General features: G+C 51.7%; 27 protein-coding genes. 8 read left to right on the top strand and 19 right to left on the bottom strand.

The window, feature by feature from the left end:
• The first annotated feature begins 114 nt into the window (after positions 1-114).
• The gene (locus MET42_RS0110785) at positions 115-2262 is read left to right on the top strand and encodes a RimK family alpha-L-glutamate ligase (RefSeq protein WP_019882991.1); all 2148 of its coding nucleotides are present in this window, start codon (positions 115-117) and stop codon (positions 2260-2262) included.
• The gene (locus MET42_RS0110790) at positions 2259-3398 is read left to right on the top strand and encodes a phosphoserine transaminase (protein WP_019882992.1); all 1140 of its coding nucleotides are present in this window, start codon (positions 2259-2261) and stop codon (positions 3396-3398) included. The genes MET42_RS0110785 and MET42_RS0110790 overlap by 4 nt, the downstream gene beginning before the upstream one ends.
• Positions 3399-3404: 6 nt before the next feature.
• Here the strand turns inward: MET42_RS0110790 and MET42_RS0110795 are convergent, their stop codons facing one another.
• From MET42_RS0110795 to MET42_RS0110815, 4 genes are all read right to left on the bottom strand, one after another.
• The gene (locus MET42_RS0110795) at positions 3405-3782 is read right to left on the bottom strand and encodes a hypothetical protein (protein ID WP_019882993.1); all 378 of its coding nucleotides are present in this window, start codon (positions 3780-3782) and stop codon (positions 3405-3407) included.
• Positions 3783-3864: 82 nt separating this feature from the next.
• Positions 3865-4314, bottom strand: coding sequence for a transcriptional regulator NrdR (gene nrdR / locus MET42_RS0110800; protein ID WP_019882994.1), 450 nt, complete (start codon positions 4312-4314; stop codon positions 3865-3867).
• Positions 4315-4335: 21 nt separating this feature from the next.
• On the bottom strand, positions 4336-5583 hold the full coding sequence (glyA, locus tag MET42_RS0110805) for a serine hydroxymethyltransferase (RefSeq protein ID WP_029512410.1): 1248 nt from the start codon (positions 5581-5583) through the stop codon (positions 4336-4338).
• Between the two features lie 404 nt (positions 5584-5987).
• On the bottom strand, positions 5988-8033 hold the full coding sequence (locus MET42_RS0110815; protein ID WP_019882998.1) for an AsmA family protein: 2046 nt from the start codon (positions 8031-8033) through the stop codon (positions 5988-5990).
• 146 nt (positions 8034-8179) lie between these two features.
• Here MET42_RS0110815 and iscX point away from each other — a divergent pair, with 146 nt between their 5' ends.
• Genes iscX through MET42_RS0110830 form a run of 3 tightly spaced genes read left to right on the top strand, consistent with a single transcriptional unit; the run spans position 8180 to position 10308 of the window.
• On the top strand, positions 8180-8374 hold the full coding sequence (iscX, locus tag MET42_RS0110820; RefSeq protein WP_019882999.1) for a Fe-S cluster assembly protein IscX: 195 nt from the start codon (positions 8180-8182) through the stop codon (positions 8372-8374).
• Complete coding sequence (locus tag MET42_RS0110825; RefSeq protein WP_019883000.1) at positions 8375-9781, top strand: phosphomannomutase/phosphoglucomutase; 1407 nt, start codon at positions 8375-8377, stop codon at positions 9779-9781.
• Between the two features lie 11 nt (positions 9782-9792).
• Positions 9793-10308, top strand: coding sequence for a TIGR02281 family clan AA aspartic protease (locus MET42_RS0110830; protein WP_019883003.1), 516 nt, complete (start codon positions 9793-9795; stop codon positions 10306-10308).
• Positions 10309-10356: 48 nt separating this feature from the next.
• Here MET42_RS0110830 and MET42_RS0110835 read toward each other — a convergent pair whose 3' ends face one another.
• The 4 genes from MET42_RS0110835 to MET42_RS0110850 all read right to left on the bottom strand — a co-directional run bounded on the left by MET42_RS0110835 (position 10357) and on the right by MET42_RS0110850 (position 14508).
• Complete coding sequence (locus MET42_RS0110835; RefSeq protein ID WP_019883004.1) at positions 10357-10800, bottom strand: hypothetical protein; 444 nt, start codon at positions 10798-10800, stop codon at positions 10357-10359.
• Between the two features lie 94 nt (positions 10801-10894).
• Positions 10895-11257 carry a putative quinol monooxygenase gene (locus MET42_RS0110840; protein ID WP_019883005.1) on the bottom strand — a complete coding sequence of 121 codons (363 nt, stop codon included), beginning with the start codon at positions 11255-11257 and terminating at the stop codon, positions 10895-10897.
• Positions 11258-11280: 23 nt separating this feature from the next.
• Positions 11281-12834: a M48 family metalloprotease gene (locus tag MET42_RS0110845; protein WP_019883006.1), complete on the bottom strand. Its 1554-nt coding sequence runs from the start codon at positions 12832-12834 to the stop codon at positions 11281-11283.
• Positions 12835-12876: 42 nt separating this feature from the next.
• On the bottom strand, positions 12877-14508 hold the full coding sequence (locus MET42_RS0110850; protein WP_019883008.1) for an alpha-D-glucose phosphate-specific phosphoglucomutase: 1632 nt from the start codon (positions 14506-14508) through the stop codon (positions 12877-12879).
• Between the two features lie 240 nt (positions 14509-14748).
• Here MET42_RS0110850 and pqqA (MET42_RS14705) point away from each other — a divergent pair, with 240 nt between their 5' ends.
• Complete coding sequence (pqqA, locus tag MET42_RS14705) at positions 14749-14820, top strand: pyrroloquinoline quinone precursor peptide PqqA (protein ID WP_081624291.1); 72 nt, start codon at positions 14749-14751, stop codon at positions 14818-14820.
• An 86-nt stretch (positions 14821-14906) separates the two neighbouring features.
• On the opposite strand, the gene MET42_RS0110855 is transcribed toward pqqA (MET42_RS14705), so the two are convergent.
• Complete coding sequence (locus tag MET42_RS0110855; protein ID WP_019883010.1) at positions 14907-15722, bottom strand: sulfite exporter TauE/SafE family protein; 816 nt, start codon at positions 15720-15722, stop codon at positions 14907-14909.
• A 104-nt stretch (positions 15723-15826) separates the two neighbouring features.
• Here MET42_RS0110855 and MET42_RS0110860 point away from each other — a divergent pair, with 104 nt between their 5' ends.
• Positions 15827-16453, top strand: a complete 627-nt coding sequence (locus MET42_RS0110860) for a LexA family transcriptional regulator (protein WP_019883012.1) — start codon at positions 15827-15829, stop codon at positions 16451-16453.
• Positions 16454-16530: 77 nt separating this feature from the next.
• Here MET42_RS0110860 and pqqA (MET42_RS15030) read toward each other — a convergent pair whose 3' ends face one another.
• From pqqA (MET42_RS15030) to MET42_RS0110885, 6 genes are all read right to left on the bottom strand, one after another.
• The gene (gene pqqA, locus MET42_RS15030) at positions 16531-16602 is read right to left on the bottom strand and encodes a pyrroloquinoline quinone precursor peptide PqqA (protein WP_081624291.1); all 72 of its coding nucleotides are present in this window, start codon (positions 16600-16602) and stop codon (positions 16531-16533) included.
• 165 nt (positions 16603-16767) lie between these two features.
• Positions 16768-17472, bottom strand: a complete 705-nt coding sequence (locus tag MET42_RS0110865) for a nucleotidyl transferase AbiEii/AbiGii toxin family protein (protein ID WP_232411501.1) — start codon at positions 17470-17472, stop codon at positions 16768-16770.
• 29 nt (positions 17473-17501) lie between these two features.
• On the bottom strand, positions 17502-17951 hold the full coding sequence (locus MET42_RS0110870; RefSeq protein ID WP_019883014.1) for a helix-turn-helix domain-containing protein: 450 nt from the start codon (positions 17949-17951) through the stop codon (positions 17502-17504).
• Between the two features lie 218 nt (positions 17952-18169).
• Positions 18170-19036 (bottom strand): DMT family transporter, encoded by an 867-nt coding sequence (locus tag MET42_RS0110875; protein WP_019883015.1) that lies wholly within the window; start codon positions 19034-19036, stop codon positions 18170-18172.
• A 66-nt stretch (positions 19037-19102) separates the two neighbouring features.
• Positions 19103-19396: a DUF1330 domain-containing protein gene (locus MET42_RS0110880; RefSeq protein ID WP_019883016.1), complete on the bottom strand. Its 294-nt coding sequence runs from the start codon at positions 19394-19396 to the stop codon at positions 19103-19105.
• Positions 19393-20085 carry a type 1 glutamine amidotransferase domain-containing protein gene (locus MET42_RS0110885; protein ID WP_019883017.1) on the bottom strand — a complete coding sequence of 231 codons (693 nt, stop codon included), beginning with the start codon at positions 20083-20085 and terminating at the stop codon, positions 19393-19395. The genes MET42_RS0110880 and MET42_RS0110885 overlap by 4 nt, the downstream gene beginning before the upstream one ends.
• A gap of 110 nt (positions 20086-20195) precedes the next feature.
• Between MET42_RS0110885 and MET42_RS0110890 the strand changes: the two genes are divergently transcribed.
• Entirely contained in the window at positions 20196-21092 is an 897-nt protein-coding gene (locus MET42_RS0110890) for a LysR substrate-binding domain-containing protein (protein WP_019883018.1), read from the top strand.
• Between the two features lie 6 nt (positions 21093-21098).
• Here the strand turns inward: MET42_RS0110890 and MET42_RS0110895 are convergent, their stop codons facing one another.
• The 4 genes from MET42_RS0110895 to MET42_RS0110910 form a co-directional block, all read right to left on the bottom strand.
• Complete coding sequence (locus tag MET42_RS0110895) at positions 21099-21737, bottom strand: response regulator transcription factor (RefSeq protein WP_019883019.1); 639 nt, start codon at positions 21735-21737, stop codon at positions 21099-21101.
• Positions 21734-23113 carry an ATP-binding protein gene (locus MET42_RS0110900; protein WP_019883020.1) on the bottom strand — a complete coding sequence of 460 codons (1380 nt, stop codon included), beginning with the start codon at positions 23111-23113 and terminating at the stop codon, positions 21734-21736. Before MET42_RS0110900 ends, MET42_RS0110895 begins: the two co-directional genes overlap by 4 nt.
• A 96-nt stretch (positions 23114-23209) precedes the next feature.
• Positions 23210-24172 (bottom strand): beta-propeller fold lactonase family protein, encoded by a 963-nt coding sequence (locus tag MET42_RS0110905; protein ID WP_029512411.1) that lies wholly within the window; start codon positions 24170-24172, stop codon positions 23210-23212.
• Between the two features lie 153 nt (positions 24173-24325).
• Positions 24326-25297: a cytochrome D1 domain-containing protein gene (locus MET42_RS0110910; RefSeq protein ID WP_019883024.1), complete on the bottom strand. Its 972-nt coding sequence runs from the start codon at positions 25295-25297 to the stop codon at positions 24326-24328.
• Positions 25298-25419 lie beyond the last annotated feature (122 nt).

Genomic DNA, 25419 nt, shown 5'->3' on the forward strand with positions numbered 1-25419 from the left:
TTGCGCACCATCGCGCACAAACGGCTAGTAAATAACAGGTTAACTGTTGAATACCGTGGTATTTGCCGGTTTTTTTGCCACTAATCCGCGCGCGTGATGGCGCTACACTGAGGCATGATTTATATTGCCGATCCCAATCCATGGCTGGCCATGTATGCGCAACCGCTGCATACGCGCCTGACCCCACCCACCGCAGACTTGCAGGACTTTCTGTCAGAGTATGGCCTCACGCACGGATTACCAGAGAAGGTGAGCCTGGACGCAAGCATAGACTGGCAGGATACCCTCGCGCAGGCGCTGGCACCACTCCCGGAGAGCCTGCTGGATACACTCGAAAAATCCATACTGGGTATTTTCTTTGCAAAAGGCCTGGATGCTTCTGGCTTTACCGATATGGCCGCACTGGGGGATGGCAGTAACAATATCGGCTTTGTGATTGTGCTCGACAGCCAGGCATTTAGCCAACCATCGGCAAACGCCTGGGCCAGCTGGAAAGAAAATTCAGCCTTCATTGCAGACCCGCAGGTGCAAATCAACGTAGAGATCGCAACGCCGGAAAACGACCATCGCATACAGGCACTGCGTTTTCTGCTATTGCATGAATTCGGCCACATCCTGGCAACCATGACTGACCTCTGTCCCCAGGACTGGTCATTCACCTTACCCAAGCTGGCAGGTCACTTTAGCAAACTGAGCTGGCAAACCAGTGGCAGCAAGGCGATCCGGCCAGAACAGAACTTCCCGCATCGCGAGAAGATTAGCTTCTATCGCCAGCCGACCCTGCATGCCAGCCAGGCATTAGACTTATACCGGGACTTGGCGAGAACATCGTTTCCCACCTTATACGCCAGCATGGATGTACAAGAAGACTTTGCCGAGTGCTTCGCCACCTATGTGCATACAGAATTACTGGGACAGCCTTACCACATGCAGGTGACGATAGACGGCAATCCGGTCTATCGCAGTGATGACTTCTGGGCGTCAGCCCGTGCCAGCGAAAAAAAGCGTTATATGCGCAATCTACTTGAAGCATTGGCCCACAACAATGCAAGCCATACTTTCCAGGGGCTGGCGCCCTTTCTGCGCATGAGCCTCAATGGCGCCGACTTGCGGTCGCATGCGCAATCACTGTTGGTACAAGCCAATCAGGACCAGGAGAATGCCATTTTGTGGATGAACCTGGCCACCGGCTTTTTATGCCTCAAAATGCGTGACATGGGCCTGGCGATCCAGGAACAGGCTTTGTCCTTGCAACGGCTCTATCGCCGCCCGGCAAACTGTCAGCCGCCACGCTTCCGCCTGCTCATGATCATGACACCAGGCGATTTATCTGAAAACACACCGATTGATTGCCTGCTCGAAAACAGCCCGGTAGAACTCCTGTATTACTACGCATCCGTCGAGCAGCCTTTGCCATCCCCCATGCCGGAACACGACGCGGTGATGGTCGCACTCTCAGATAGCCAGGCCAACCGCGCCTTGCTACTGGCAGTACAAGCCAGCCTGCTTGACCACGCGCGGCCAGTGATTAATCCGCCACACCTGCTGCCCAACGTCAACCGTGACCAGTTAAGTGAGCTGCTACAAGGCATCTCCGGCCTGGATATGCCACGCACACACCGGCTGACCCGTAGTCAGGTTGTCACGCGTTTAAGCATGCAACGTCCCGCAGAGGCAACCGACCACGATGCGCTACCCAGCTTGCCCTTGATTATCCGTCCGGTCGGCTCACAAGCCGGTAACGACCTGGCCAGAATCACACAGACAGCCGAGCTGGCAGACTATTTAAAACAGGTGCAAAGCACCGCGTTTTTTGTATCGCGCTTTGTTGATTACAGCAGCCAGGATGGCCAGTTCCGCAAATACCGCATTGCCATGCTGCGCGGCCAGCCGTTTATCTGTCATATGGCAATATCCAGCGACTGGATGGTGCATTACGTCAATGCAGGCATGTATGACTCTGCCGACAAACGGGCCGAAGAAGGCGCGTTTATGCAGAACTTTGCCAGCTTTGCTGCACGCCACCAGTCAGCACTGGCGGCGATTTACCAGCGCTTGCAACTAGACTATTTGTGTATCGATTGCGCAGAAACCAAAGACGGCAAATTGCTGGTGTTTGAAATCGACCACATCATGGCAGTCCATGCCATGGACTCTGCCAGCCTGTTCCCCTTTAAAGCCGGGCAAATCGCCAAGCTACAACAGGCCTTTGAGCAATATTTATATGCATTACAGCCGCAACCTTTACTGGAGAGCGCATGATGAAACTGAGTGCCAATCAACTGAATTTTTCTGGCGGCCCGGGTGCCTTGCCTGAGAGCGTATTGCAACAACTGCATACTGCCATGCTCTGTGTACCAGAAGTCGGCCTGTCGATTCTGGGCATCAGCCACCGCTCCGAATGGTTTGCGCAAGTGGTGCATGAGCTGGAAGATAATATGCGCCAACTCATGGGCTTGCCAGCATCCACGCGCGTGCTGATGATGCAAGGCGGTGCCACGCAGCAGTTTTCCATGTTGCCAATGAATCTGCTGCGAAATGGGCAATCTGCCGATTATATTCACAGCGGTTACTGGAGCGGTAAGGCCATTCATGAGGCGGAGAAATCCGGCCAACTACAACTGGCCTGGAGTGGTAAAGCGGACCAGTTTGGCCGCCTGCCCAGCGATGCCGAATTACAGTTATCTAAAGACGCTGCGTATTTTCACTACATTTCCAACGAAACGGTAGAGGGGCTGCAATTTCATCGCGTGCCTGGCCGTGACGATGTGCCGCGCATCTGTGATATGTCCTCAGACCTGCTGTCTGCGCCTGGGGACTTTAACCGCTACGCCATGATCTATGCTCATGCACAGAAAAACATCGGTCCGGCCGGGGTCACCATGGTGATTTTGCGGGATGACTTTATGAATAGCCTGCCAGATGACCTGCCTGGCTTTATCAACTATCACGCGCAAGCCGATGCGCACTCGATCTACAACACGCCCCCCGTGTTTGCGATTTATAGCGTCTTGCTGGTCACGCGCTGGTTACGGGACGAAATCGGTGGCTTGCCCAACATCGCCAAACGCAACCAGCAAAAAGCGGACTATTTGTATCAGGTACTGGATGACCACGCCGACTTTTACCGCGGTCGTGCCGCCGTTGCAGACCGCTCGAAGATGAATGTGGTGTTTAACTTACCCAACGCAGAGATTGAGCAAGCCTTTTTGCAGGCCGCACAACAGGCAGGCTTTTCAGGTTTGAATGGTCACCGTAGCATAGGCGGCATCCGTGCATCAATTTATAACGGCCTGGAGATGGCCGCCGCTGAACAATTGGCTGACTTTATGCAGACATTTCGTAAGCGTTATAAAGCGACAACACAAACTACAGTCCTGTCGCCTGCTTACGCTTAACAGCGTTTAGTGGGAAGAAATCTGGCTATGGGTTAAGCGCCCATCCTGGTCAAAATAAATGCGCAAGGCATGGTAGACATACATGCACTTACCGAGGTCGTACTCCAGCGCATTGGCATCTTCTAAACTGGGGCGACCCAGCAAGGCCATCACCGCTTCTTTTTTGGCGCCACGAATGAGGATATGATTTTTCAGGTCGTAGGCCATGTCACCACGTCTACACTCTTTTTGTACCGTGTTAGCCAGTTCCATCCAGCGCGTCTGGTCAAACTTGTCGCTGCCAAACACCGCCTGGTCTTTAAATGCCCACCAGGTAAAAAACACAATGGTGAGAATGACCGTAAATACCGCTAACGCAATTGCAGACAACTTGATCAGTTTCATACGCCCCCGCCTTCAAATGCAAACAACATATGAGAAACAAGCGCGCCGGATGAAGTATCATTCATCCGCGTAGCCGCTTCTGTTAATTATCCAGGTCACGGATGGCGTTATGGAAATCATCCACATCCGAAAAGCTTCTATACACAGAAGCAAAACGGATATACGCCACCTGATCCATTTGTTTCAACTCTTGCATCACGGTTTCGCCCAGCAGGCGCGCAGGCACTTCACGCACGCCCAAACCAAGCACTTTTTGAATAATGCGGTCCAGCGCCTTATCGACATACTCAGTCGGCACCGGACGCTTGTGTAACGCACGTGTGAAAGACACGCGCAGTTTTTCACGCTTGAACTCTTCGCGGTTACCATTTTGCTTCACCACCTGCGGCAGATGCAACTCGGCCGTTTCATAGGTCGTAAAACGCTTATCGCAAGCCTGGCAGCGACGACGCCTGCGGATAGAATTTCCCTCCTCATTGAGTCGGGAATCCACCACCTGCGTATCGTCAGCACCGCAAAAAGGACATTTCATGGCTAAAAATGGCCGTAAAGATTATTTGCCGTAGACCGGGAATTTGTCGGCCAAAGCATGTACTTTGGCTTTGACTGCTACAATCACTTCTGCATTTTCCGGATTATCCAGTACGTCAGCGATCAGGTTGGCCACTTGCTCGGCTTCAGCCTCTTTAAAGCCACGGGTGGTAATCGCTGGCGAACCGATACGGATACCGGAGGTCACGAATGGGCTCTCTGGGTCATTAGGAATCGCATTCTTGTTCACAGTAATGTGCGCCTGGCCCAGGAAGGCGTCAGCCGCTTTACCGGTCAAGCCTTTAGGACGCAGGTCTACCAGGAACACGTGTGACTCAGTGCGGCCAGAAATAATGCGCAAGCCACGTGCCGCCAGGGTTTTAGCCATGGCGCTGGCGTTTTTCAATACTTGCTCCTGATATACCTTGAACTCAGGTTGTGCAGCCTCCAGGAAGGCGGTTGCTTTACCAGCGATGACATGCATCAACGGACCACCTTGCAAGCTTGGGAATACGTTGGAGTTGATTGATTTTTCAAACTCGGCTTTGGCCATGATGATGCCGCCACGTGGACCACGCAATGTTTTGTGTGTAGTAGAAGTGACGAAATCAGCATGCGGCACCGGGTTCGGGTACACACCGGCCGCGATCAGGCCAGAGTAATGCGCCATATCGACCATGAAATAAGCACCGACTTTTTTAGCGATTTCGGCCATGCGTGCCCAGTCAAAACGCAGGGCGTACGCAGAGGCACCACCAATCAGCAGTTTTGGTTTGCACTCAATGGCAATGCGCTCCATTTCATCGTAGTCAATTTCTTCTTTGTCGTTCAAGCCATAAGGCACGATATTGAACAATTTACCGGACAAGTTGGCCGGGGAACCGTGGGTCAGGTGACCACCGTGGCCCAGGTTCATCCCCATCACGGTATCGCCTGGTTTCAGGATGGAGAAATACACCGCCTGGTTGGCCTGTGAACCAGAGTGCGGTTGCACGTTAGCATACTCAGCGCCGTACAGTGCTTTCAGGCGGTCAATCGCCAATTGTTCTACTTGATCAACAAACTCACAGCCACCGTAAAAACGCTTGCCCGGATAACCTTCCGCATACTTGTTAGTCAGTTGCGAGCCCTGCGCTTCCATCACGGCCGGGCTGGTGTAGTTCTCTGAGGCAATCAGTTCAATATGCTGATGTTGACGTTCGACTTCGGAAGAAATCATTGTGGCTAATGCCGGGTCTGCAGCGCTTAAGTTTCTTGAAAAGCTAAACATGACGATCAAGTTTCCGTATCAATAACAATAAAGCGTAATTTTACCATGAGGCGACCATGGCATGCACCTTTAGCGTCAGGCTCGCCAAGTCGGCCTGTTTTTCTGGGCTGATACGTGTGTTAGATGTGCATAGGGCCGATGCAAGAAGGTAACTGGTATTTATGTCAGGGATGGATGCGCCAGCATTGCACGCACTGCACCAAATCAGTGCACACAATCAAACAGTTGCTGATCGTGCAGCAGGCAATAAAATCCTAAAATGAGACTATCTTATTGATTTAAATGTAATTATCAAACCTGGCACAGCTTATGCTTAGTAGTAACTGTAAGCGTATATCTCCAAAATCGCTCCCTAAACCCAACTTCGGTTGGGTTCTTTTTTTGTGGTCGCCCGCAACCGCCCATTAATGCTTGCGTGCTTTAAGTTGTTGCAGCGTCTGCTCGCAACCTGCATCCGTCACTTCCGGCGTACTGCCCGGGTCAAGAAAAGGCAGAATCGCCGCAAATGGATTGATCAGCGCCAATAGCACACCTCCCGCAACGCGTGCAGCAATCGGCCCGGGACTCAGTGACACTTTCGGGTCGACAAACGGCCCGGTGACAAGGATGGGTGAACGCACCGTCAACGGTGAGAAGTTTTTCGGGCTGGCTTGCAACTTGAGGTTGAGTTGCTCCTGGCCCAGATTAATATCGCCAAGAATGTTCACGGTGGTCACCGGTGTATCTATGATGGCGGCTTCTGGCGTTAGCACGCCCTGCTTGGCATGCCACCCCATGGCCGCACATTGCATGGGTAAGGGTTGATCGCCTTTAATCAACACACCCACGGCTTGCGCAATATCCAGGCCTGCAGCTTCCACCACCAGGTGTGAGATTTCACCCTGGCGCACCATTAGCGCCAGCTGACCATCCAACGATTTAAGTAACGCGGCCGTAGAGCGGCCACGGCCTTGTAACTTGGCTTTACCGTTTAACTTACCTGAGATATAGGCTGGTGCCGGACTCGACGACTGTTTGGCTGACGGTGGTTGCTTACCTGGTGCCTTGTTATCGGCAGGCGTCACTTTCAACCATTGCTCCAGCCGAATATCGCGCACGGCCAACTGTATATCCCATTCAGGCGCAGGCGGTGGCGATAAATCGGCATTGCTGGAGTCATGTGCATCAATACTCAGTGCACCTGTCAGTGTGCCTTGTGCGGTATTGGCCTCTAGTTCAGCCAGGCTTAATTTGTGTTTAATCAAGGTCAAACGCAATTTCAAAGGTGAAATCCGTTGCTTAAATGCATGACCTAAATCAACCGCATCCAGATGTACATCAATATCTGCATTCATCCGCCCGTAAGTCGTAAAATCCAGTGACTCGTCCGGGAACAGCTTGCCGGGATGCGTTTTGGCGGCCGGATTATCTTGTGTCGCCCCGAATGCGGGGGCCAAATCGGCCAGCATGAGTAGTGAGCCTTGCAACTTGCCACGCAGCATAGGCGTTTCAGGCGCAAAGTCATAGACAAACTGCCCGGATAAACGGCTATGCCCAATATGTGCCGAGGGAATACTCACCTGCCATTGGTCTATGCCTTTTTCAATATCGGCACTGACTTTAAACGAAGCGGTCCGTGGAAAAGTCAGGTCAAGCAAATCGCCTACGTCAGCCAACGATGCGCCTTTGACTTCAACGTTGCCTTTCACGCGTTGCGTACCGAACAAGTCATACACCGCGCCACGAAATTGTGCGTTAACCGCGCCATATTTCAACCAGCCTTGAGAATTAATAGGCGGAGACTTACTATCTTGGGTCGCCACTGGCAAGAAACCTTGTGTCACTAGCTCCCCTTGTATGGGCAGCTTGCGAAATTGACCATTCACCTTAACCCTGGATTCCGGCGTGGCCAGATGCTCCCCCTCCTCGGTAAAAAATGTCACGGCCAGTTGTGCATTGGTCACAGCATCGGCGACTTTTGCCTGGCCCTGATTCACCGCCAGTTGCTCAATCAGTGGAAAAGGCCGTGGCGGGCCGCTATCATCCAGCTCAAACTCCCAACTCGCATGCCTGTCTGCACGGCGAAGCAGATAGGCATTCAGTTGATCCGCACGAATTGCTTCAATACGGTAAGGATCGGTTTCCTTGAGCGACCATAAATCACGATAACGCAACGCCAGGTCCAGCCCGTGTGCATCGACAAAGTAAGGCGCATCAAAGCCTTCTGGTGCCGCGAGCTTTAAGCCACCCACTTGCAGGCGGATGCCGCCCAGCAATTGCAAACGAAACGGGCGCTCAATCTCGACAGATCGGTGCAATTTATCTTGCAGCAATTGTTGTAACGGTTGGCGCAAAAACGGCCAGCCGGCGACTTCACACACGATCACGGCTAACACCAGCGCAAGCAAGCTTCCGATTAGCCATCTGGTGATAGGTGCAGATTTTTTTGTTGTTATTTCGGTCTCATTCATAGCTTGTTATGATGACAATGATAGGCTGGACTGGCTAGTCCTACATGGCTGACACGCGTGTAGGCCGATTCTGTCAAACCGGATGCAAGCTGTCAGTTATAATGAGAGTAAAGATATCCTCAACTTAAACACTGGAGCCGATTGTAATGAAATGGACCGACAGTCAGCGGATCGCTGAAGAACTGTACGACAAACATCCTGACATAGACCCCAAAACCATCCGCTTTACTGACCTGATGCAATGGGTACTGGCGTTGGACGGCTTTGATGATGAGCCTGCCCATTGCGGCGAAAAAATCCTCGAAGCCATTCAGCTGGCCTGGATAGAAGAAGCTGAGTAAATGACCACTTTTCTGCCAGCGTCCATTTTCAAGGCCTATGATATTCGCGGCATTGTCGGTGAGTCGCTGACGGAAGACATCGTGCGCCAGATCGGACTGGCGCTGGGCACACTGGCACAAGAGCGCGGCGAGCACAGCCTCTGCGTGGGCTACGATGGACGCTTGTCGAGCCCAACTCTGGCCGCAGCATTGACGGCGGGCATCGCAGACACAGGCACCAACGTGATTGCCCTGGGCATGGTCACCACCCCCATGCTGTATTTTGCGGCGCACTACCTGGCCCAGACCAGTAGCGGCGTCATGATCACAGGCAGCCACAATCCTCCACCCTATAATGGCCTTAAAATGGTGATTGCAGGTGAAACGCTCAGTAGCGAAGCCATTCAGGCACTCAAGCAACGCATTCTCCAGCAGCAGTTTGCCCAGCCACCAGAGCCCGGCAAACAATCGTTTTATGATATTTATCCGGCTTACCAGGCGGCGATTGTGTCTGATATTCAGCTGGCACGCCCGATGCGGGTGGTCATCGACTGCGGCAATGGCGTCGCCGGCGCTTATGCACCGGCCTTGTTTAAAGCCCTTGGCTGCGAGGTTGAACCCTTATTTTGCGAAGTCGATGGGCATTTTCCCAATCACCACCCGGACCCGGTTGAAGCGAAAAACCTGCAAGATGTGATACGCACATTACAGACTGGTGAGGCTGAAATCGGTATTGCCTTTGATGGCGATGGCGACCGCCTGGGCGTAGTCACCAAATCCGGCCAGATTATCCGCAGCGACCGCCAGCTCATGCTATTTGTTGAAGATGTGCTGATAGAGCAGCCAGGCAGCAAAGTCGTATTTGACGTCAAATCGACGCGCCACTTATCCCCTTTTATACGCGAGCATGGCGGCAAACCGGTGATCTGGAAAACCGGCCACTCACTGATGAAAGCCAAAATCAAGGAAACCGGTGCCGCCATGGGCGGCGAGCTCTCAGGCCACCTGTTTTTTAACGATGCCAAAGCAGGCAAGCCACGCTGGTTTGGCTTTGATGACGGCCTCTACAGCGCCGCCAGATTACTCGAAATCGTCAGCCGCAGCCCTGATGCCAGCGCGGTGCTAGAAGCCCTGCCCGATAGCGTCAACACGCCCGAACTGCAAATCGCCATGCAAGAAGGTGAGCCGCATGCCTTTATTGCCAGCCTGCAACAGTCCGCACCATTTCCAGATGCACTTGAGGTGATCACGATTGATGGCCTGCGGGTGGAATATGCCGACGGTTTTGGCCTGATTCGCGCCTCCAACACAACGCCCGTCCTCACGCTACGCTTTGAAGCTGAGGATGAAACCGCGCTTATCCGCATTCAACAGGCGTTCAAACAGGTGTTAAGCAATACCAGGCCAGACTTGAAAATCCCGTTTTAAGCCACCATTGAATGAGCATGCACAATGCCACTCAAAAACGTTATTCACGCGGGCGCGGCCTGCTCTACACCCTCACTTGGCTGGCACTCGCCGCACTGGTGTGGGTGTTAGTCGATCGCGTACAACACCCCAACACCCTGGAGCAGATCGGCCAGCCAGAAGTCGTCAGCCTTAAACGCGGCCCTGACGGTCACTACAGTGCCGAAGCCCTGATTAACGGCGAACGTGTGCGCGTGCTGGTGGATACCGGCGCCACCGGCGTCGCCATCTCACAACATGTTGCAGACCGTTTGGGGCTAGCCAGTCGGGATGCGATTAATACACACACTGCCAACGGCAATGCCGTGTCTTACCTGGTGCGTTTGAAAACCGTGCAATTAGGCGGCGTGATCGCGCATGATGTGGCGGCGACGATTTCACCTGGACTGGAAGGCGACGCCCTGCTCGGTATGAGTTTTCTGGGGAGGATGGATGTCAGGTTGTATCGGGGAGTGATGACGATACGGGATGGTGAGGCACCACAATAAGCTTGAATGATTTGCGTGGACAAGCCACTTGTCCACGCAAAATAAATACTAGGGTGCTTCAGCAGGGAGTGGCTTGCCTTGTTTGACGATATTCACGGCCTGTGCAAAGCGCTTATGAAAGGTCGTTTCAGTTAAGGTCGTTGCCACGTTCACCGTTACACGGCGCTTGGTCACCACGGTGACCTTGGTGTCGTCATCTTTCACAGGCTCAACCCACGCGCCCATCACAGCACCCCATGAAACCAAATTGACGCCACTACTCGTGAGCATATAGTGCTGATCTCTATGCTCCTCAATTGCGTCGGCCCCTTCCCATCTGAATACTGTTTTAGCAATTTCCCAGGCTTGTGCTTCGGTGACTGCATAATTCTTCGTCGTCCCCTCTGCACCACTTTGTTTAACTTTGACAACATCTTGCATGGTCGAGCAACCAGAGACAGCAATCGCTAATGCCACCAAGGTGGTGCTGGCGATTTTTCTTGTGATATTCATTTTTATTCTTCCAAGTGGTTAAGTAAAGATCGGTTAATCCAATCCGGCGAAACATTAGCAGATTTCAAGCAGCAAAGCCATGTTGCGCACACCTCTACTTTCTCACACCATATTCCAGTACAAAATACTGCGGACTGAGCCCAGCCAGCGGCATGCGCAGCTTGGCCAATTCAGCGTCCGGGCCATGCACCTCAATACGCACCAGTGTAGACACCTCACCCATTTCATGCAGAATCGGGCGCAGATTGTCGAGGTGAGCCAGCAGTGCCTCCGCGTTCTCAAAGCCTTCCCGGCAATGTGCGAGGTCACCGTCAAAACTAAAGCCATAATACAAACAGCCAGGCTCACGCGATGACCACTCGACATACTTTTCACAGATGGCGCGAAAAACAGCAGTTTTGCCAGCATGGATTTCGAAGTAAGGAGAAACAGAACAGCAGGTATCTTGGGTGGCCATAACGTGATTATTATTGTTTAAAATTAATTCGCCAGCTCTGCACCCTCAACCACGACGCGGAAAAACTGTAACGCAGCCTGGTCTTGAATCCGGATACCAGTCGCTACCGAACCGCGCTTGCCTGGCGCAATGCCGCCGGTAATCAGCATAGAGCGGGTCTGGTCCACCAAACGTCCACGGTTGTCGTATTGCAGCATGCGCACTTGCACACGCCCGACTGGCACGCTGCTATTGTTTTGTACCGCAGCGTAAACCATGCCGGTGTTATCTGCCAGCGGGCCAGAAGGCAGGTAGCGCGCCGGGTTGCGCGGCAAGTCTATGCGCATGGCGCGGCCAGCGGCTTCTTTGCCGATTTCGGAGTCTGAACTGGCGGCTAACTGGTAGTGTTGCAAGGCAAGTGCAGTTTCACCACGCCCTTCGGCAATCTGGCCGAGCAAGGCATAGCCAGGCGCGGTCGGCAGCAAGGCATTGGCTTTTTTCAAAAAAGGTTCGGCTTGCGCTTTTTTGCCATCATTAAACAAGGCAATACCGCTTTGCACATAGGGCTTGAAATAATCCGGCTGCATTTGAATCGCCTTGTCGTAAAACGCCAGCGCTTCCGTGGTGTTTTTCTTGGTCAGGGCAATATCGCCTAACAGCTCCTGAAAGCGTGCTTCGTGCGGCTCAATACTAATGGCTTTTTTGGCCAGGGTTTTGGCTTTTTCGGCATCGCCTTTTTGCAATGCCTCTTTACCTTCATCATAGGCTTTATAGGCCTCACGCGTGGCCATCAACTTGGCGACCTTTTGCGCATAGACATCTTTACCCATGTCACCACCAGCGCCCAGCTCTGCCAACGTTTTTTTGTTGTCATCCACCCGCTCTTGTGAAGGCGGATGGCTGGCAAACAGGCCACCGATAAAGTCCTGCCGTTTGCCTTCACTCAGGCGCACAAACGTCTCTTGCAAGGTCACGGCTGCGGCCGGATCATAGCCTGCCAGTTTCATGTACTTCATGCCATAGTGGTCAGACTCTGATTCAGCATCGCGGCCATATTTGCTGGTAATCAGCTGACCACCCAGTTGCGCGCCACCAACAACCAGGTTGGCGTAATTAGAGTCCCTCGTGGCCAGGCCGATTGCCAGCATGGCCCCTTGCATAAACATGCCACGCTCCATGCCTTTGGCACCATGTCGCGCCGCTGCATGTACAATCTCATGGCCCAGCACGGCAGCCAGCTCTGCTTCGCTATGCAGTTCATAAAGCAAGCCACGGTTAAACGCGATTTTGCCGCCCGGCATCGCCCAGGCATTAGGCACCGAGTCATTGAGCACCACAAACTCATAGGGCAAATCGGGACGGTCTGATACGGCCGCCAGCTTTTGTCCCACCTGCTGCACATAGCGCGTCAGTTCGGCATCCAGCGTGTAATCACCACCTTGTGACTGGCGGGCAGGACTATAGTTTTGCTGACCCAGCTGAATCTCTTTATCCTGCGAGACAAACTGGAACTCGCGCTCTTTGGTCACCGGATTGACGCCGCAGGCCAGTAGACCCACAGAGAGCAACACCGGGCAAAAAATACTTTTTTTAATCATTGTCATTCTGCTGTTTCCCCATCCAGCCGCAGCCATTCAGCCTTAAGTAATAACCGTTGGCTGCTGCCTGCCGGTGAGTTGCGGCAACTGCGAAATCTGGTGTGAAACGCTGATCAGCTCCGCCAATGCCTCCTGTGCATCCAGTTGCTGCTGTGCAGCATCCTCAGTAAAGGCTTCGAGGTAAACGCGAATAGTGGCGCCTTCAGTGCCGGTGCCAGACAAACGGATGACCACTCGTGAGCCGCAAGTAAACAGGATACGTAAACCCTGGCCAGTGCTGACTGAGGCGTCAACCGGATCGGTATAGCTAAAATCATCCACTGTTTTCACGGTATAGCTGCCAAACACCTGGCCTGGCAGGTTGGCAAATTGCGCCTTGATATGAGTGATGACGGCATTGGCCTGTTCGGTCGGGACGCCTTCGTAATCATGGCGCGAATAGACATTGCGGCCATACACTTGCCAGTGTTTGCGCACCAGCGACTCAACACTCTCGCCCGTCGCGGCCAGCAAATTCAACCAGCACAACACTGCCCACAAACCATCTTTTTCACGCACGTGGTCGCTACCGGTGCCAAAGCTTTCTTCACCACACAGGGTCACGCGGCCGGCATCCATCAGGTTACCGAAAAATTTCCAGCCGGTAGGTGTTTCGTAGCAGGCGATACCGAGTTTGGCAGCCACCCTATCCACTGCACCACTGGTCGGCATGGAGCGCGCCACGCCAGACAAGCCTTTGGCGTAAGCAGGAATCAGTTTGGCATTCGCTGCAATCAGCGCCAGGCTATCAGACGGCGTGACAAAAAAATGGTTACCCAGAATCATATTGCGGTCACCATCGCCGTCAGACGCTGCCGCAAAATCTGGCGCTTGTCCGCCATAGGCTATTTTGACCAGGTCTTCTGCATACGTCAGGTTAGGGTCAGGGTGACCACCACCAAAGTTTTCCGACACTTCGCAATTCATCAGGCTATCCACCGAGGCGCCCAAGCGATGAGTGAAAATTTCTTTGGCATACGGCCCGGTCACCGCATGCATGGCATCAAACTGCAAGCGGTGGCCTGCCGCCAACCAGCGCTTGATGGCAGCGAAGTCAAACATGCTTTGCATGAGGTCCGCGTAATCAGCCACTGAGTCAATCACTTCGACCTCAAAGCCATCCAGCGTGGTCACGCCTATGCTCGATAAATCCACTTCAGGTAAATCGATCAGTTTGTATTGTGTAATGTGTTTGCTATTGGCAAAAATGGCATCGGTGATTTTTTCCGGTGCCGGGCCGCCATTGCTGGTGTTGTATTTGATCCCGAAGTCGTCCTCTGGCCCGGCCGGGTTGTGGCTGGCCGAGAGGATGATGCCACCAAAGGTTTGGTATTTACGGATGATGTTGGACGCAGCCGGGGTGGACAGGATGCCGTGCTGGCCGACCAGCACCTTGGCAAAACCGTTGGCAGCTGCCATTTTAATAATGACCTGGATAGCCTCTTTGTTATAGAAGCGGCCGTCACCACCGAGTGTAAGCGTGGCATTGGCCGGAATCTCCAGCGTATCAAAAATGCTCTGCACAAAGTTTTGCAGGTAATGGGCTTGCTGGAACACGCGTACTTTTTTACGCAAGCCGGAAGTACCAGGTTTCTGGTCAGAAAAGGGATTAGTTGCGACAGTTTGAATCGACATGCAAGCACACTCTTTTTTATTAATGGACTGCTTTGATTGTATTACAGATTCATGTCAGTTTTTTTGCTACACAGACGATTTCCTCACACTTTTTATCATTTCCAGCCTCTGCAAACTACGTAAAATCATGAGCTGCTTTTACGGATTCGCTTCAGGGTGGTTTTGAAACACCGGCGTATAGTGACAGTCATACAAGTACATCAAGCACGATGTACTACCAAACAACCAAAGGAGACTATCATGTGGACTAAACCAGCTGCTACTGAAATGCGTTTTGGCTTTGAAGTGACGATGTACGTTATGAACAAATAATCAGCACTTAATCTTAAGTATCAAGATTGCGCTGAACAAAAAACCGCCGGAATACGGCGGTTTTTTTATTGTCTGCCGCTGTGAGCTTACGCAAGCTGCGACCACAACAGGTTGATACTCACTGCCATCAAGAAAACAGCAAAGATACGTTTTAACACCTTGACCGGTAAGCGCTTGGTCAACGCCACGCCTGCCGGGGCAAATAACACGCTAAGCGGTGTAATCAGCATAATGGCAGGCAAATAGAGCAGGCCAAATGTGTCTGGCGCATGTGTCGCCTGTCGGGCAGCGTCTTGCAGATAACTCACTGTGCTCGCCAATGCAATCGGGAAGCCTAGTACTGCCGACGTACCAATCGCCTGTTTCACAGACACATTACGCATGGCCAGATAAGGCACCGTCAACGTGCCGCCACCGATAGACACCAGCGCAGAGATCACACCGATCAACAATGACACCAGGCTGATTTCCACCTTGCCCGGTATTTTGTGCTGGGTGGGTTTGCGATCCAGGAATAACTGGATCGCCGCAAAAAAAGTAAACGTGGCAAAAAACAGCGTCAAGTAAAACGCATCAAGGTGAATCGCCACCAGGGTTGCCAGCAAAGAGCCAATAAACGCCATCGGCACCATGGCCCAGACATACGGCCAGACGATATTCTGGTTTTTATGATGCGCCAGAATACTGGAAAGGGAAGTAAACACGATGCAGGCCATCGAGGTCGCCAGCGCCATATGGAAAGCCGCATCAGCCGAAAAGCCCTTGGCCACCAGCATGGCATGCAACATAGGCACCAGCACAATGCCGCCGCCTATTCCCAGCAAACCAGACAGCACACCAACCACCACGCCGATCAGGCAAAACAGCGCATATTGCTCAATAAATAATTGTATCCAGTCCATGCGACACTCATCCGTTGAAAGCGCAACAGTATAACGGCTGACTCAGCACCATTTGCATCTTTTTCTTTACGCTGACCGGCAATAATTTTTGTTACAATAATCAAATGAGTGATCAATGTGTGAAAAAGGCAGGTGGCAGACGGGCGGGTGCGGGCCGTAAACCGGGCTCTGGTTTATACCAGGAAAGCACCACCGTGATGCGCGTGCCTGTCAGCCAAAAAACCGCGATTGGTGACTTGCTGGCGGTCTATGCCAAACAACAGCAACAACGGCAAAACAGGGAGAGTCTGGACAGTCCGCAAGTTTTCGCGTTTCCTGACAGTGCAGCACAACCGATGGCAGTGCCGCTCTATGCATCCAAGGTACCCGCCGGATTTCCCTCCCCGGCCGATGACCATGTTGAGCAGCGCCTGGATCCTAGCGCATATTTGATTGACCAGGCCGACACCACTTTTTTTGTCACCATACAAGGTGAGTCGATGATAGAGGCCGGTTTGATGCCGGGCGATAAGGCGGTCGTAGATAAAGGTAAATCAGCCGTGGTCGGCGATATTGTGCTGGCAATGATAGATGGCGAGTTCACCATTAAAACGCTGGCCAAACAACAAGATGGCACACCAAAATTGTTGCCGGCAAACTCGTCTGGCCGCTATACACCTATCCTGATTCAAGCGCCCATGCAGTTTGAAGTCTGGGGTGTAGTAATAGGCTCATTCAGGCGCTTCAGGTAATAAAACAGTGCTGCGGGCAATAAAAAACCCGGCGCCTATTGAGCATGGGCAACCGGGTTTCCTGAACGCAGATGAACTTATTTGTTCATCACGTACATGGTTACTTCGAAGCCGAAACGCATTTCGGTAGCAGCTGGTTTAGTCCACATAATGATCTCCTTTTTTGATTCCCCGAACCGACCCCATGTCTGGCTCGTGTGAATGTATTATCGGCCCATGCCCCAACAATCCTGCTATTGCGGATCATGAACAGCGTTTAGGGAATTTCATGAAACAACCCTCATACAAATGAATATGCCCACATTAAAACACAATCACATTTGATGCATTGAATCGATCGCCTGCAGTCTTTGCCTGACATAGTTAGCATTGTCTTTATTCATGAAATAATCAGAGATTATTTCCATTCCCTTTTCATTAATATCTAACCGATCAAAGCAATATGCCAAATGTGCCTTGTCCTTTTGCAGCAAATTAAAAACCTTTTCATAGTAATCAGGAATAGCTGATTTATAGGCTTTTCTAGCGGTGAGCAAAGCGCTATCTGGTATCTCACCCCACTTGTGCTGCATCATAATCAAGTCTAAAAAGTCTTTGCTCAACCCAGACTTATCCATTCCCCGGTCCACATTAGCCATTAACTTTTCTACAAACAAACACGCTTTTGAGAGCGTTGGCAATGGAAGATCTGATGCTTCACCTGTTAGGTCAACTCTTCCCTCTGAAACAATTTCAAATTTTATTGGTTGGCCTTCAACTTCAAATACAGTTCGAATGCCCTCTTTATCTATTCGAGGGCTACGCAACTGCACTGGAGTGTCTCGAATGAACAAACCCTCTATGCCCCTTTGATGGACTAACTCTCGAAGATCGGAGTATCCCTCCCGGCTTGAACACAAAAAATCGATATCCACGGATGTCCGATACTCATCAATCATGAGTGCAATTGCAGTGCCTCCACCAAAGTAGCATTCTGTAGCGCGCATGATTTCAGTATTGAAATTCTGCAGCACAGACATGATTCTTATATGATGATGTCGCACGAGCTTCATAACATGACTCCGCTGCCATATTTATGGGTAAGCCTATCTAAAAATTTTGCTTCTTCAGGCGTGAGCGTGTCACGCTCTAAATATCTCGCATTCTTCTCATAGATATAAAAAGCCTCCTTTTCAGTCAGGTTTTTATTACTTCTGTCCCATAGCAGTAAGCACAATTGAGGATACGTGGTGCCATCAACCTTGGGATTTCTAACCCTCTTCTTCGTGATTGCGCCCAATCTGGCTTTTTCTACGGTTTCCAGCGTACTCTTTTTAGTCAGCTCAAGATTTAAAGCCGCCATGATCTTAGCCACGATGTGAAAACCAACATTTTTGCCGGTTTCTAAATCATGCACATTCATTCTTGTGACGTGTGCATTCTCAGCCATATCCTCTTGAGTAAGGCCTGCTGCAATGCGTTGTGCTTTAAATTGATTTGCGAAATTAATGTGCCTCATATGATGCATTATGCATAAAAAGCAGCAAATGTAAAGATTTAATGTATTGTTTGAGGATAATTATTCTGAATATAACCAGAAAACGGACCGAGCCACTGTCAAGCTGGCGAGCGAAGGTATAGAAAGCCCGCTCGCTGGCGCATAAAGAAGGCGCAAAAGCCAAGCTGACACCAGATACTGGGAAAAGCAGCTAAAGATGGACCAAGGCCCGACCACCTTTAAACCTTTTTAGATAACGACACCGAGCTAAAAGTCACCGCGCTGATGACCAGCATCGCCCCCAGCAACTGGGCATGATTAGGTGGCACATGCTCAAACGCCGCAATGACCATGGTGGTGACCGGCACCAGGTTCATAAAGATTGCCGCTTTTGAGGGCCCAAGATGTGAAATGCTGGCATTCCAGAACAGATAAGCCAGCACTCCGCCGCCTAGCGACATCGTCAGCAGCGCAGCCCCGGCATGTATCGTCGGCACCACAACATGATCGCCATGCATGATGGCAGCAATGCTCAATGCCATCGCCCCAACGGTCATGATGCCCGCAGTATTCGCAATACCGCCCACCTGCTTAGGCATCATTTTTTTGACCAATACGTTATAGAGCGCCCAATTCAGCGAGGCAATCAGGATATAGATATCGCCGACCGCAATCGTCAGTTGCGCGCCCGCACCCAGCACCACGATTGCCACGCCCGCAATACCAATCGGGAATGCAAGCAGTTGCTGCTTGCTTGGCCTGTCGCGCAGAATCACATAACCCAGCACGGCCGTCAGCAAGGGATTCAAGGCCATAATCAGGGCGCCATTGATGGCAGAGGACGTTTCCATGCCCAGAAAGAAAAACAGGTTAAAGCCAAATACGCCAACCACTCCTAGCGTCAGATATGCTTTCCAATGCTGCGCGGGAATCGCCTCTTTTCGCATTTGTGCAATCAAGACCATAACAGCCGCAGCCAGCACATAGCGACTTGCGCCCGCGACATAAGGCCCCATTTCAGCAATGACTGGGCGCGCCAGGTTGAAATTAGCGCCCCAGAAAATCGCTGCCATGGTGGCCATCAAATAAGTTTTAAAGTGATTCATCCGAGTTCTCTATAACCGCTCAATATATAAAAGTGACACAACAAACCGTTATAGCCTGCGTCTGCTTCAGCCGTCAATCCCTTCCACAATAAACACCCGATATTGTGCGCCCTGGTGCCTATGCTTAACGGCCTGCTGATATTGCGGACTGTGGTACCAGGCTTCGGCCGCTTTGACGGTGGGAAAGCGATGGATTAAACACCCCTCAAAGGACACGCCTTCGAGAATATTGAGCGCGCCATATTTCACCAGCGGCGTGACCGCATGCCCCTCCCGGGCGAGAGGGGCCAGGCTGGCATAACTATCCATGGCGGCTTGATCCGTGGTCTGCTCACGCATCATGACCACATAGGCACTCATGATGCTTGCGCACCTTGCAGACGCTGCACAAGAGACTGTGCGGCTAAGGCAGACGACGCCGGATTTTGCCCGGTAATCAACAAACCATCCTCGACCACATAGGGTTGCCAGTCAGCGCCTTTTGAAAAAATACCGCCATGATTGGCCAGCATATCTTCGACCAGGAAAGGGACGACATTGGTTAAGCCAACGGCCTCTTCTTCAGTATTAGTGAAACCGGTAACTTTCTTGCCAGCCACCAGCGGGCGACCATCTGGCTGTTTGGCATGGCGCAACACGCCAGGCGCATGACAAACCAGCGCGACAGGTTTACCTGCATTCAATGTCGACTCGATCAAGCTAATGGAGTCGCGGTCCTCTGCCAGGTCCCACAATGGCCCGTGCCCGCCTGGATAAAATACTGCATCAAAACCATTATGTGACACCGAACTTAAGGGCACGGTCGTCGCCAGGGCTTTGCCTGCTTCTGCATCGGCTTCAAAACGTTTGGTGTCCGCCGTTTGAAAAGCGGGATCATTACTTTTAGGATCCAGCGGCGGCTGGCCGCCTTTAGGCGATGCCAATGTCAATTGCGCACCCGCAGCCTTAAACGCGTAATAAGGCGCAGCCAGCTCTTCGAGCCAGAAACCAGTTTTAAGGCCAGTATTACCCAGGGTGTCATGCGAGGTGAGGACGATCAGGATGTTCATTTAAAGCTCCTTAGTGATTAAGTGATCAGGTGAGTCCATCATGAACGCTTTGATTCCATTTTTGAAATTTATTATGTATATTTTAATTATTCACCACATGAATAATTAAAATGCGCTACGACCTGAATCTATTACGAGTATTTATTGCCTTGATGGAAGAGCGCAGTGTGACGCGTGCGGCTGACCGGCTTGGCATCACGCAGCCAGCATTGTCGAATGCATTGAACCGCCTGCGGGAGATACTCCAGGATCCATTATTTATCCGCGAACGTTATGGCATGCAACCGACACAGAAAGCGGAGGCATTGGCGCCAGTGATTATGGAAGCCATTGGGCAACTGGATGAAATCGTGCTGGAACAGCAAGCTTTTGACCCGGCCAGTGCCAATTTGTTATTCACCATTGCACCTAATAGTTATGTCGAATATGTGCTGATTCCGGCAGTCGTTGCTAAGCTGCGCGTACTGGCCCCTGGCATCAAGCTGCGCATTATTCCTTACGGCAATGATCTTGCTGAAACCGGGGTGATTTCAGGCGGCACGGCGCTGGTCATGGGCCGTTTTGTCGACCCGCCAGACAACCTGATTGTGCAGCACCTGATGGATGACAGGCTGGCGTGTGTAGTGCGCACCGATCACCCGACTGTTGGCAATGAAATCACCAAGGCGCAATATGAACAGTTGAAGCATGTGAATGTATTGCCGCCAGGACGCATGCGCGCAGGCTTGTTTCAGGCATTAGACCGGCAGGGGTTGAAACGTGAAGTGGCGGTGTCGGTCACGCATTTTCTGTCGGTACCAGAAGTGATTTCCGTCACCGACTATTGCACCACACTGCCGATCCAGATTTGCCGCCGCCTGGCAAATGACACGCGCTTAAAAATCCTGCCAACACCAGTCGACCTGGGTACTTTTCCAGTCGATATCGCCTGGCATGTCAGGTATCGGCAAGATCCCGCACATCGCTGGCTGCGGTCATTGATTGAAGATGTGGCGCAAACACTTTAGCCATGCTTACGCGGCATCAATCAGGCCATGCTTCATGGCTAGCCGCACCATTTCTACCGGGCTGTTCACCGAGAGTTTTTGCTTGATCAGGGTATAGTAATTGGCCACTGTTTTCTGGCTGATTTTGAGCATATCAGCCACCTCTTCCACGCGCTTGCCTTCGGCCAACAGGCGAAACACTTCGAACTCGCGTGACGTCAATTGCTGTAAGGGGTTGCTTTCGCCAATCAAGGTTTGCAAAGCGACTTTCTGCGCCACATCCTGGCTTAAAAACGTGCGACCTTTAGCCACATCCAGCACCGCCTGCACGAGATCTTCCGCCACACCGGTTTTAGTCACATAGCCTTTCACGCCGGTTTTGAGTGCCTGCGCTGCAAACGACACAGCCTCGTGCATGGAGAAAATCACGATTCTGGCTTGCGGATAGCGCTGCAAAATACGTTTGGCGGCTTCCAGGCCGCCCATGCCAGGCATGGAAATATCCATCAGCATGACATCAGGCAAGATCTCGCCATAGACTTGGTACGCTGATTCCCCGGTATCCGCCTCGGCCACAATTTCAATTGATTTATGGCTCTCAAGCAAGCGACGTAACCCTGAACGCACCACGGTGTGATCATCCACCAAAACCACTTTAACTGTCATGTCACTGCTTCCTGAAAACCTTCTGTTGTGTGAAAACGGACTTCGATGCGCGTCCCCTGGCCCGGCGCACTGCTAATTTTCATACTGCCCCTCAAGCCCTCTACCCGCTCTTGCATACCTGCCAGGCCATAGCCGCGACTTTGCACACTGGTATCAAACCCGCGGCCATCATCCTCTATCATCAGCGACAAACCTTGCTCATCTTCCGTCACTTCTATCGTCACGCGGGTAGCCGCCGCATGCTTGCTGATATTCGTCAGGCACTCCTGCAAAATACGGTAAACCGTCACCGACACCGATTCATCATGCTGGCTCAGGTGATTTGAAATCGCATTCACTACCATAATGCCGCGATTACGATCATGCCAGTGATGAATCAACTCGGCCAACGCCAGGCTCAACCCTAGCTCATCCAGCACGCGCGGGCGCAAACGCGCCAGGATATCCTGAATAGTCACCATCATTTGCCGTGTGATCTGCGCAATCGCCTGTGCGCTTTCGCGTGCCACACTGAGCTTTTTCGCCGCCACCAGCGCACTGGCATCCACATGCACCGCGGTCAGGTATTGGCCGATTTCGTCATGCAGGTCACGCGCCAGTTTTTTACGTTCTTCTTCCTGCAGGTGAATAATCTGCTGCGTTAAACGGTGATTATTGCGTATGCTTTGCTCCAGCGTGCTGGCCATGCTGTTGAACTTGTCACTGATCTCACTCAGCTCAATCTGCTCAAACCCAGGCAAGCGGCTTTGATATTCACCGCGCTCAATCTGGTTCAAACCATAAATAATCTGCTTCACTGGCTTAAACGTCGCCCGCACCGTCCAATAAACAAACAACAATACGCTGAGACCAAACAGGCCGACAATCGCCAGCAAACCAGAGGTGTCATCCCAAATTTCGCGCAACTCAAAACTCGGGTCTGGCGTAATGACCAGCTCGCCGATAAAGCGCCCGTTTAAAATAATATTCTTGCGTTTGGGTTCATTGAGCACGCTGGAAATATCCAGCAGGCGTACAAACCACGCCGGTGGCTCTTCACCGGTATGCTCCAATCGCGTCGAGCGGTTAGACTCACGCAAGCGGCCATTCATATCAAAAAAATCCACCTTCAAATGGCGGATGTTGGTCAGCTCATCCAGCCTGAACAGATTGGTTTGACCATTTTCACTGTTATTCAACCAGCCAAAATCTGTCATGTAATGCGCAATTTCCGCATCCAGCAAATGAATCACCAGGTTGGTACTTGAATCTACTTCTGCCAATACGTCTTCACGTGCATTCTTCACCACGGATACTGCCCAGGTCAGCAATAAGCCGAGCAATAACAAGGTAATGATCAGATTAAGTTTGAACTGAAGACTGAGAGATTTCATCATGCTGTGTGGATTTTAAAGTCGATCGCCCAAAAACTATCGGGAATTTTTCCCGATTCATACCCCTGGTATGCAGGGATACCACGCATTATAGGCGGACTAGCGAATCACCACACCCCAAGGCAAGGTGCCGACCGGAATATCCTTTAAGCGCTGATTCGTTTGGGTATCAATCACAGACACGCTATGACTACGGCCATTGGCGACATACAGTTTTTTGCCATCTGGCGTCAGTGCCATATTCCACGGCCGTTGCCCCACCGCGATAGTGGCAATCACCTGACGGCTGGCAGTATCAATCACGCTGATATTATGGTCGCCGCCGTTGCTGACATAAATACGGCTGCCATCGGCATTGACCTTGACACCATTAGAGCGCAAGCCGACTTTGATATTGGCTTGCACCTTCCAGTCACTGGTGGATACAATTTCCAGCAAATTTGCCGCTTCGTTAGCGACATAAGCCCATTTGCCGTCCGGGCTGAAGCCCACGCCGCGCGGATGCTTGGTGGCAGCAATCAAATGTTCGGATTTGAGTGATGTCAGATTGATCACATCCACATTATTGCTTTCTTCATTGCTCGCCAATAACCACTGCTGATCAGGCGAAAATACACAGTGCTCGGGATTTCTGCCCTGGGTATGAATGGTGTGTTTGACCTTATTGACCTGCAGGTCTACCAGCGCCACCGCATTTTCCTCTTCCAGGCAGGCAGCCAGCAGTTTGCCATCCGGTGAAATATCTATTCCCTCGGGTTCGTCGCCGACCTTGATCAAAGCGACTTGCTTGCCTTGTTGGGTATCCACCACAGCTACCGCATTTTTATCGCGCACGACGACATACAAGTTTTGATTGCCAGGGTGTACGGCGGCTGCCTGAACTTTTTTACCGAACTGGCCCTTGGCTGGCAGGCGCTTCACCACCTCATCGGTACTGGTATCAATGACCGACACCGTGCCATCTTTTTCATTGGGCACATAGGCGAAAGGTTGGGAGAACGCTGAGAAAGAGGTAGTGGCCAAAGCCGCTGTGAATAGAAGCTGTTGCAGTGCTTGTTGCATAGAGTGTCCTTCAAAAAAATCGACCAGTTGCTGCAACAACTGGCCTGAACATGGAGATATACTTTATGCAAATCAATTAAATTAAGTCATTTAAATTGATAATTGCATATTAAGCATGCTACGACTGCCCCAATAGCGGCAGCCTTCCCGATTTCATCGGGATTTATTCCCGATGAACTGACCAAACGCCCGCGGCTGCGCACCGACGGCAACCGTTGCTTTAACAAGCAGGCGTTCACTGTCGATAATGGCAATAACGTTATCCATCCAGCTGGCCACCACCACCTGCTGGTGCTCAGCATCGAAAGCAATACCTTCCGGCGTGCCCGGCACACGAATCTTGCGAATGGTTTGCCGCGTTGCCAGATCAATCACACTCACACTATCGTCACCCGTATTACTGACAAACAAGCGTTGCCCGCGATGGTCCGGTGTCGCGCAATACGGGTGATCGCCCGTATTCAGTGTCGCCAGTATCTGTTGAGTGCGCGTATCCATCACGCTGACCGTATTTGAATACACATTCACCACAAATAATTGCTGGCCATCCGGACTTAAACTCAATCCAAATGGATGCTTGCCAACGTTGACCCGATGACGCGCTTTGTTGCTGTGGGTATCAATCACACTGATATCGTCGCTGTCGCGATTGGCAACATACAAAGTGCTACCATCCAGACTCAATTGCAGGCCGCCCGGTGCTTGCCCGACCGGAATATTTGCCAGCACCTGCCCGCTATCTGCAGCCACGACCAGCAAAGTGTCGTGATACCAGTCAGCCACATACAAGCGGTCACCCGTTTTACTCACGGCCAACCCGACTGGCGCAATCGGTAAATCAATCGTACGTATCACTTGCTGATGCTGCATATCGATGACCGACAAAGAGTGGCCTTCAACATTGCTTACATACACTTTTTGCTGTTGCTGATCGACCGCCACACCAACCGGCGACTTGCCCACCACCAGGGTATGCAGCACGGTACGCTGCTGCATCTCGACCACCGACACCGTGTGATCACCCTGGTTGGTGATATAAGCAAGCTCTGCTGCTTGCCCATGCAGAACCATACAGGCCAACCATAACCCGGCAAATCTTTGAAAGTATGGGCGTGCAGACGCCATGCTGGACGTCTTCCGAAAAAACATACTTCTCCTCGCGTATGGTCTTTGAGCGATGTTTAACTATAGGTGTTTATCTGTCTTAAAACGTCAGACAGTATCCTGCAACTGGCAGGGATTTTTTC

The sequence above is a fragment of the Methylophilus sp. 42 genome, from assembly GCF_000384155.1.
Taxonomy (GTDB): Bacteria; Pseudomonadota; Gammaproteobacteria; order Burkholderiales; family Methylophilaceae; genus Methylophilus.

Excerpts from the sequence above, each read along its gene's own strand:
- MET42_RS0110785 (WP_019882991.1), top strand. The coding sequence starts at position 115 with ATGATTTATATTGCCGATCCCAATCCATGGCTGGCCATGTATGCGCAA.
- MET42_RS0110790 (WP_019882992.1), top strand. The coding sequence starts at position 2,259 with ATGATGAAACTGAGTGCCAATCAACTGAATTTTTCTGGCGGCCCGGGT.
- MET42_RS0110795 (WP_019882993.1), bottom strand. The coding sequence starts at position 3,782 with ATGAAACTGATCAAGTTGTCTGCAATTGCGTTAGCGGTATTTACGGTC.
- nrdR (WP_019882994.1), bottom strand. The coding sequence starts at position 4,314 with ATGAAATGTCCTTTTTGCGGTGCTGACGATACGCAGGTGGTGGATTCC.
- glyA (WP_029512410.1), bottom strand. The coding sequence starts at position 5,583 with ATGTTTAGCTTTTCAAGAAACTTAAGCGCTGCAGACCCGGCATTAGCC.
- MET42_RS0110815 (WP_019882998.1), bottom strand. The coding sequence starts at position 8,033 with ATGAATGAGACCGAAATAACAACAAAAAAATCTGCACCTATCACCAGA.
- iscX (WP_019882999.1), top strand. The coding sequence starts at position 8,180 with ATGAAATGGACCGACAGTCAGCGGATCGCTGAAGAACTGTACGACAAA.
- MET42_RS0110825 (WP_019883000.1), top strand. The coding sequence starts at position 8,375 with ATGACCACTTTTCTGCCAGCGTCCATTTTCAAGGCCTATGATATTCGC.
- MET42_RS0110830 (WP_019883003.1), top strand. The coding sequence starts at position 9,793 with ATGAGCATGCACAATGCCACTCAAAAACGTTATTCACGCGGGCGCGGC.
- MET42_RS0110835 (WP_019883004.1), bottom strand. The coding sequence starts at position 10,800 with ATGAATATCACAAGAAAAATCGCCAGCACCACCTTGGTGGCATTAGCG.
- MET42_RS0110840 (WP_019883005.1), bottom strand. The coding sequence starts at position 11,257 with ATGGCCACCCAAGATACCTGCTGTTCTGTTTCTCCTTACTTCGAAATC.
- MET42_RS0110845 (WP_019883006.1), bottom strand. The coding sequence starts at position 12,834 with ATGATTAAAAAAAGTATTTTTTGCCCGGTGTTGCTCTCTGTGGGTCTA.
- MET42_RS0110850 (WP_019883008.1), bottom strand. The coding sequence starts at position 14,508 with ATGTCGATTCAAACTGTCGCAACTAATCCCTTTTCTGACCAGAAACCT.
- MET42_RS0110855 (WP_019883010.1), bottom strand. The coding sequence starts at position 15,722 with ATGGACTGGATACAATTATTTATTGAGCAATATGCGCTGTTTTGCCTG.
- MET42_RS0110860 (WP_019883012.1), top strand. The coding sequence starts at position 15,827 with ATGAGTGATCAATGTGTGAAAAAGGCAGGTGGCAGACGGGCGGGTGCG.
- MET42_RS0110865 (WP_232411501.1), bottom strand. The coding sequence starts at position 17,472 with ATGTCTGTGCTGCAGAATTTCAATACTGAAATCATGCGCGCTACAGAA.
- MET42_RS0110870 (WP_019883014.1), bottom strand. The coding sequence starts at position 17,951 with ATGAGGCACATTAATTTCGCAAATCAATTTAAAGCACAACGCATTGCA.
- MET42_RS0110875 (WP_019883015.1), bottom strand. The coding sequence starts at position 19,036 with ATGAATCACTTTAAAACTTATTTGATGGCCACCATGGCAGCGATTTTC.
- MET42_RS0110880 (WP_019883016.1), bottom strand. The coding sequence starts at position 19,396 with ATGAGTGCCTATGTGGTCATGATGCGTGAGCAGACCACGGATCAAGCC.
- MET42_RS0110885 (WP_019883017.1), bottom strand. The coding sequence starts at position 20,085 with ATGAACATCCTGATCGTCCTCACCTCGCATGACACCCTGGGTAATACT.
- MET42_RS0110890 (WP_019883018.1), top strand. The coding sequence starts at position 20,196 with ATGCGCTACGACCTGAATCTATTACGAGTATTTATTGCCTTGATGGAA.
- MET42_RS0110895 (WP_019883019.1), bottom strand. The coding sequence starts at position 21,737 with ATGACAGTTAAAGTGGTTTTGGTGGATGATCACACCGTGGTGCGTTCA.
- MET42_RS0110900 (WP_019883020.1), bottom strand. The coding sequence starts at position 23,113 with ATGATGAAATCTCTCAGTCTTCAGTTCAAACTTAATCTGATCATTACC.
- MET42_RS0110905 (WP_029512411.1), bottom strand. The coding sequence starts at position 24,172 with ATGCAACAAGCACTGCAACAGCTTCTATTCACAGCGGCTTTGGCCACT.
- MET42_RS0110910 (WP_019883024.1), bottom strand. The coding sequence starts at position 25,297 with ATGGCGTCTGCACGCCCATACTTTCAAAGATTTGCCGGGTTATGGTTG.